The sequence below is a fragment of the Acinetobacter sp. genome (genome assembly GCF_050285345.1).
In the GTDB taxonomy this organism is placed as follows: Bacteria; Pseudomonadota; Gammaproteobacteria; order Pseudomonadales; family Moraxellaceae; genus Acinetobacter.
In genome coordinates this window covers 20489-27614 of record NZ_JBLZXR010000108.1, presented here as the reverse complement: position 1 = coordinate 27614, position 7126 = coordinate 20489, and the positions used below count along the sequence as shown (strand labels likewise).

Below are 7126 nucleotides of genomic sequence, written 5' to 3'. Positions count from 1 at the left end.
CAAATCTTCAAATCTTCAAATCTTCAAATCTTCAAATCTTCAAATCTTCAAATCTTCAAATCTTCAAATCTAATCATTAGTAATAGCTAATTTTTTAGTCTTTGTATCAGTTTGTGTCAGAGTGATCATCGTCGTTGATCGCTGTTACTTTCAAATTTTTTTTTACAAAACTTTAATTCTAAACGTTATGATTTGAAGCAATTAGATGACAGGTAAAATAAAAATGAGCACTGTTACTGTACGTCCAACTGTTGAATCTGATTGGGAGATACTGAAAAATTTACGGCTAAAAGCATTACAAGACAGTCCCGATGCATTTACAGCAACTTATGAAAAAACCAAAACTCATAGTGAGTTGGAATGGCGTGATAGAGCTGCGCAAAAAACGCCATGTCAGTTTCTATTAGCATTTGACGGAATAATAGCCGTAGGCATGGTTAGAGGTGTTATTGATGAACAGCATGAATTTAATGTGGTTGCAATGTGGGTGCATGAGAATTATCGAGGAAAGGGTGTTGCTGATCTTTTAATATCTAAACTAAAAAAATATGCAGCAAACCAAGGTTATACAAAAATTGTACTTTGTGTTGAATTAGGTAATTTACGAGCTATTCAATTTTATTCTAAGCAAGGTTTTATCAAAGTTCTTGAGCAATCTTCTTTAATATCAGGCTCGGAGCTTAGCAGTCAAAAAATGGAGTGCTTTCAGTTCTTTTAATGGTCAACTATTTTTGTATTTTAGGTTCTTGAATATAAAAATAACTTTAATTTCCATATTATCAAATACTTATATTTAATGTTTGTTTTATTTTTCACGTAATTGTCATGTGATTGCAAGTGTATTGTCATACAGAGCCTTTAGGTTATTGCAGTATTTCTCAAGGACCAAAGAGGTTAGACGTTGAATTACAAAGCGCTCATTTGCTGTATGGCTTTCACCCAAATGCTGACAATGCAGGCAGCACAAGCAGAATTTATTGAAGATAGTAAAGCAAAAATAGATTTTAAAAATTATTATTTTGATCAAGATCAAGAGCCTAACGATAAAGATTCGACAGTTTGGGGGCAAGGTATTGAATTGAGTTATCAATCTGGCTTTACCGAAGGTCAAGTCGGTTTTGGTTTAGATGCAACTGCGGCAGTAGGTATACGTTTAGATGGAAGTAAAGATAAAGCCAAACATTCACTGATGTTTCCTTTAGAAGGTGATGGCAGTCCAACAAATTATTGGACACGTGCATATCCCACTTTAAAAGCCCGTTATCAGAAAACTGATGTAAAAGTCGGGGAGTTACGACCTAATTTACCGATTTTGAGTCGAAGCTTTGCTCGCTTGCTTGAATCTGCCTATTTAGGTGGTCAAGTCACGTCTAAAGATGTAAAAGGGCTGACTTTAACTGGTGGTTATGTCACCAAAGCAATTCCACGTGCATCACGAGATGCTTCAAAGCTTTCTATTAAAGGCGCAACAGAAACCAGTGATGGCTTTATGTTTGGTGGTGCGGACTGGAAGCCCAATAAAAATTTAACACTACAGTACTATGCAGGCGAGCTGGATGATTTTTATGTACAGCAATTTATCGGTGTGAAACATAAATTTCCATTCAGTGAAAACCAGAGTTTTAATACGGACCTACGTTTATTTGATACTCAAGCGACTGGAGCTAATGAACGTGGGGAAAAAGGCTACGGCACGAAAGTAGATAATCAGACAGCCAGTGTGGATTTCAAATACAAATTTAAAAATCATCAGCTGCAATTCGGCGCGCAAAAAATTGGTGATGATGGCGATTTTCTGCATATGAATCAGGGAGGTTTAGGTAATGGTGCGGATGGGACATTCATTTACTTGCCAACCAATCGTTTGTTGCAGAACTTTACTAACGCAGGCGAAAAGTCAACATGGTATGGCTATCGATATGACTTTAATGATCAATATTTAAAAGGCTTAATGTTTCGTTCTTGAAAGTAAAGGGACGTGACTTTGGTAAATGTGGCTGTGCGACTGAGTCTGAAATTGACTATACCTTGCGTTATAAAGTGCCTGAAGGCAAATTCAAAAATTTAGGTTTTACCGCTCAGTACGGAAAATTCAAAAAAAGTACAGGAACTAAGCAAGAACAAAGCCGTATCTATTTGACCTACACCATGCCAATTTTCTAATCCAAAACTGATCAGATTAATTTATTAATAAGTTTATAGAGAAATAAAAATGAATCATTTTAATTCGAATCGTCGTCAATTCTTAAAGGGTTTGATGGGGATTGGATCTTTAGCATTATTTTCTGGACTCAGTCCAGTAAGCACATGGGCAAATGCCAAATTTACGATTAGTCCGTTTCAATTAGGCGTTGCTTCAGGTGAGCCTTGGCCAGATGGTTTTGTGATTTGGACACGTGTTGCACCTTATCCACTGTCTGTAGATGGCGGTATGCCAAATGAAGCAGTTGAAGTAGATTGGGATATTGCTATAGATATTGAATTTAAGAAAATTGTGCAAACTGGGAGGGCGCAGGCACATCCTGACTTACATCACACAGTGCATGTTGAGGTAGCCGGTTTAGCACCGATGACACGTTATTATTATCGATTTAGATTGGCTGGTTATGAAAGTTCTGTGGGTACAGCAAAATCGGCGCCAGCAGCACATCAAATGCCAGAACGAGTTCGAGTCGCTGTAGTAGGCTGTCAGCATTATGAAACGGGCTATTACACGGCTTATGACTACTTGAGCAAAGAGAAAGAGATAGATTTAGTTTTCCACTATGGGGACTATATTTATGAAGGGCCTGAAGGTAAAGGTGGGGGACGTGCAATTGGAGATCTAAGAATTTCAATTCCTGCACGTCAACATATTGGTCCGGAAATTCAAACTTTACTGCAATATCGTATTCGTTATGCACAGTATCGTGCGGATCCTGATTTACAGGCTGCACACGCATCAGCACCTTTTGCAATGACCTTTGATGATCATGAAGTTGATAACAACTGGGCTGCAGACATTGAAGAAAAAGGCGAAAAGAAAGACATTTTTTTACTGCGCCGCGCAGCAGCGTTTCAAGCATGGTACGAATATATGCCTGTGCGCTTAAAACAGAAGCCGAATGGCCCAGATATCCTTGCTTACCGCACTTTAGATTATGGGAAAATGTTGCGGATGAATATTTTGGATACACGCCAGTACCGTTCTCCAATTTTATGCACCAAAGTTCAGTTAGAAGATGGGTTTGATAAAATGGATTACTGCCGTACGGAGAATAGCCGAAATGAGCAGGTTCTTGGTACAGCGCAAGAGCAATGGTTGGCGAAGCAAATGCGCCATGATAAGCGTTGGAATGTGTTGGCACAGCAAATTCAGGTTATGCCTTGGGTGCGCTATAATAAATCAGGCAAGGCTTATTTTGGCAAAGATACGTGGAATGGCTATCCTTATGCACGCGAGCGCTTGATTGAATCTATCAAAAAAAATGCACCTTATGGCAATACGGTAATTTTATCAGGAGATTTGCATCAATATTTTGCAGCGAATATTCCAAGTGATTTGAATGATTATAAGAGTCCATCGATTGCAACCGAATTTTTAACCACATCGATAACCTCTACTGGCAATGGTCAACCAATTCGTCCAGGGCAGGAAGATGTGCTGAAGTTAAATCCACACATTAAATTTATCAACGATCAACGCGGTTATCAGACCTTAGACTTTTTTAAAGACTATATGCGTACAGACTTAAAGGTTCTAGATTTTGTTGAAAAACCAGGTGGAAAAATGACGACCGTAGCTAGTTTTGAAGTGGCTTATGGCAAGCCAGAATTGAAGCAGATTGAATCTAAATAAAACGGTATCAATACTTCTGCTAAATTATTTACAGGCTCTAAATAAAGCGCTTAGATGGTTCTAAGCACTTTATTTTTATATTGAATATGCACATCTATTAAAATCAATCCCTATGCATGTGATCTTCTACCCATGCAGAGGGACACGATGCTGATTGTTTTTAATCAGCTTTTTTATGTGTGGCAGAAATTAGATGGTTAATTTCAGTTTTGGCTTTAATCATATCGGCTTGGAATTGTGGATCTGCCTGCAAGCGTGAAAATTGCGCTGCGCCCATAATACGGCCAGCATCGACATCACTTTGCCAATGCATATTACACACGACTCGACTTTGCCCAAATTCAATGCCACGTTTGAAAATTTCATTTTGGTGTTCTGGACGCAGCTGTGCCAGCACTAATGCATACGTCCAACCAATGGTGGTGTGACCAGATGGATATGAAACAAATTGGTTCTTTTTATTTTCCTCATCAGGCGTGCAGGTGCTGACTTTAAAAAAAGCATATGGGCGTTCACGGTTATAAAACTTTTTGGCTGTCTGTGTAGAATAACGACTATCCAGTTTAATTTTTTTTAAAATCTCAAAAAGTATAGGGGTATTATGTTGATTAATTTCCACTCCAAAAGCTTCAGAAAATGGTCTGCCTAAATGTTCATTGGAAACATCGGCATCAATAATAGCTTGTTTCCAACGTTGCTCATTTTTGTCCTGAAGGTTTTGCTTAAAGATTGCCTGATCTCTGGTAAAACTTGTGCTATCTAGCTGTGGTGGTTGAGGTAAAATTTCAAGACTGTTGGGTGCATCAGAAGGTGTCAAGTAGGCATTTTCTGCAGCAAATGTGGAGTTGCAGAAGCAGCTTAATGCTAGAGTTGGAATCAATAATTTAATCAAAGGATGTTTTTTTTGCATTTTTAAGTCATGTCATAAATAAAAGCGAACACACAATAATGAATTAAATTGACCGCCTGATGACATTTTTAAAATTAATGAAATATAACGTAATTTTTATTTAATGTTGGTTTAAAGACTTCTTTATATAAAAAACCACCCAGTCTTTCAAAAGGGTGGTTAAGAACTCAAAACTAAAATTAAGCTTCTTGCTGTTCGGATTGAATTGCCGTTAATGCAATGGTAAACACGATGTCATCGACCAAAGCGCCACGTGACAAGTCATTTACAGGCTTGTTTAAACCTTGCAGCATTGGGCCAACACTGACTACATTTGCAGAACGTTGTACCGCTTTGTAAGTGGTATTTCCTGTATTTAAGTCAGGGAAAATAAATACATTGGCACGACCTGCAACTTTTGAGTCAGGAGCTTTAGAGCGGCCGACACTTTCCACCGATGCGGCATCGTATTGTAGCGGTCCGTCAATGAGTAAATCTGGACGGCGTTCTTTGGCAATACGAGTTGCTTCAGCGACTTTTTCAACTTCGGCACCTGCACCCGATGTTCCAGTTGAATAAGAAATCATCGCAATGCGCGGGTCTATACCAAAAGCTTTGGCAGAGTCCGCAGATTGAATCGCAATTTCAGCCAGTTGTTCTGCATTTGGATCTGGATTGATCGCACAGTCACCATAGACATACACTTCATCTGGTAACAGCATAAAGAACACTGAAGAGACCAATGAATAGTCTGGTGCAGTTTTAATTAACTGGAATGCTGGACGCACAGTATTTGCTGTGGTGTGGACAGCACCAGACACTAGACCATCGACTTGATCCAGTGCCAACATCATGGTGCCTAAAACAACTGTATCTTGCAGCTGTTCTTTGGCTTGAAGTTCATTGATTTTGCCTTTACGCAGCTCAACCATTTTTTCTACATAGTTGTTGCGAATCAGGTCAGGATCAATAATTTCTAAATCATGCGGTAATTCAATATTGCGTGCTTTTGCCACTTCAATTACGGCTTCAGGTTTTGCCAATAAAATACAGTGCGCAATACCACGTGATTGGCAAATTGCTGCAGCTTGAATGGTGCGTGGCTCATCGCCTTCAGGTAGCACAATACGTTTTTTCGCATGAATCGATTTTTGCACCAACTCATGACGGAATGCTGAAGGTGAAAGACGCGGTTGATATGAACCATTTAATACTTCAGTAATCCACTCAGCATTGATGTGACTTGAAACAAAGCGGGTCACTTGTTCTGCACGTTCTACGTCATCGACAGGAATTTCATTGCCTAAATTTGAAAGTTGTTGTGCCGTTTCAAACGTGCTTAAAGGCGTATGTAAAATCGGTAAACCTTGCTTAATCGCGGTTTGGCAGAAATCTAAAACTTGTGGGTTCGGTTGATGATGTTCAGTCAAAACCAAACCGGCAAGTGGAATACCATTGCTACTTGCAAGGCTAGAAGCCAACAACACATCAATACGGTCAGAGGCGCTGATAATCAGTTCGCCTGCCACAAATTTGTGAAGTTCATGTTCAATATTCGATGCAACTAAGCTGCTATGCAGTACGCGGCGATGAGCAGCATCGCCTTGGTTGATCCATTCTGCTTGGATATGCGTCGCCAAGTCAGACATGCGCGGTACGCTGAGCGTATTACTAAATGGAACGAGACCAATAACAGGTAGCTGTGCAGAACCAATTTGCGGATTACTTTGTTGTAATTCGAGTACAAATTTATTGGTGTCACTGATTAAACGCAGATTTGGATCAATGGTCACCGGAATTTGAGCAGATTCTTCTGGTAGGCCACGCGTACGCATAAATAATACGCCCGCAGTACGTTCAGAAGCAGCACCACCAAACTGACGTAGTGAGCTTTCAATTTTGTCTGCTGTTTTTGTAGGGTTATTAATATCTGCAGTGCTGACAATAATGACCTTGGCATCAAGTGCTTTGGCAAGTGTTGCATTCAGTTCAGAAGCAAAACTGTCTCGGCTATTCGGAATTAAGCCTTCAACAATAATCAGATCGTGTTTTTTTGCAATTTCACGGTGTAGACGAACAGCTTCTTCAAGCAGTTCATCACTTTCATCATGGCTAAGTTGCTGGGTAATGATGGTGTGATGAATCGGTTCCACTGTTTCATTGTCAAATAAATGACGATAGAGCGCAGTGGTGCGGTCGCAGGGATCTACTACATTTTCTTGCGAAAATGGTTTGAGAAAACCGGCTTTCACACCTTGGCATTCTAATGCGTAAATTAAGCCTAAGCATGCAGATGTTAAACCTACACCTTCTCCAGTTGGCACGAGTAAAATTGTTTTCATACGGTGTCTAATTTAAAGCTAAAAATTAAAGATTGAAGGTGTAAGGGCTGATGCGAT

General features: G+C 39.5%; 6 protein-coding genes. 4 read left to right on the top strand and 2 right to left on the bottom strand.

The genetic code is table 11. The features are described from left to right. The first annotated feature begins 205 nt into the window (after nucleotides 1–205). The 4 genes from ACN6OV_RS09220 (at nucleotide 206) to ACN6OV_RS09205 (ending at nucleotide 3838) form a co-directional block, all read left to right on the top strand. Nucleotides 206–718, top strand: a complete 513-nt coding sequence (locus ACN6OV_RS09220; protein ID WP_427952249.1) for a GNAT family N-acetyltransferase — start codon at nucleotides 206–208, stop codon at nucleotides 716–718. 225 nt (nucleotides 719–943) lie between these two features. Continuing rightward, nucleotides 944–1966 carry an OprD family outer membrane porin gene (locus tag ACN6OV_RS09215; protein WP_427952247.1) on the top strand — a complete coding sequence of 341 codons (1023 nt, stop codon included), beginning with the start codon at nucleotides 944–946 and terminating at the stop codon, nucleotides 1964–1966. Then, complete coding sequence (locus tag ACN6OV_RS09210) at nucleotides 1963–2163, top strand: OprD family outer membrane porin (RefSeq protein ID WP_427952245.1); 201 nt, start codon at nucleotides 1963–1965, stop codon at nucleotides 2161–2163. Before ACN6OV_RS09215 ends, ACN6OV_RS09210 begins: the two co-directional genes overlap by 4 nt. A 49-nt stretch (nucleotides 2164–2212) precedes the next feature. Beyond that, nucleotides 2213–3838, top strand: a complete 1626-nt coding sequence (locus tag ACN6OV_RS09205) for an alkaline phosphatase D family protein (RefSeq protein ID WP_427952243.1) — start codon at nucleotides 2213–2215, stop codon at nucleotides 3836–3838. Between the two features lie 160 nt (nucleotides 3839–3998). Here the strand turns inward: ACN6OV_RS09205 and ACN6OV_RS09200 are convergent, their stop codons facing one another. Next, the gene (locus ACN6OV_RS09200) at nucleotides 3999–4748 is read right to left on the bottom strand and encodes an acid phosphatase (protein WP_427952241.1); all 750 of its coding nucleotides are present in this window, start codon (nucleotides 4746–4748) and stop codon (nucleotides 3999–4001) included. 179 nt (nucleotides 4749–4927) lie between these two features. Beyond that, nucleotides 4928–7069 carry a phosphate acetyltransferase gene (gene pta, locus ACN6OV_RS09195; RefSeq protein ID WP_427952239.1) on the bottom strand — a complete coding sequence of 714 codons (2142 nt, stop codon included), beginning with the start codon at nucleotides 7067–7069 and terminating at the stop codon, nucleotides 4928–4930. Nucleotides 7070–7126: the final 57 nt, after the last annotated feature.

Excerpts from the sequence above, each read along its gene's own strand:
- ACN6OV_RS09220 (WP_427952249.1), top strand. The coding sequence starts at position 206 with ATGACAGGTAAAATAAAAATGAGCACTGTTACTGTACGTCCAACTGTT.
- ACN6OV_RS09215 (WP_427952247.1), top strand. The coding sequence starts at position 944 with ATGCTGACAATGCAGGCAGCACAAGCAGAATTTATTGAAGATAGTAAA.
- ACN6OV_RS09205 (WP_427952243.1), top strand. The coding sequence starts at position 2,213 with ATGAATCATTTTAATTCGAATCGTCGTCAATTCTTAAAGGGTTTGATG.
- ACN6OV_RS09200 (WP_427952241.1), bottom strand. The coding sequence starts at position 4,748 with ATGCAAAAAAAACATCCTTTGATTAAATTATTGATTCCAACTCTAGCA.
- pta (WP_427952239.1), bottom strand. The coding sequence starts at position 7,069 with ATGAAAACAATTTTACTCGTGCCAACTGGAGAAGGTGTAGGTTTAACA.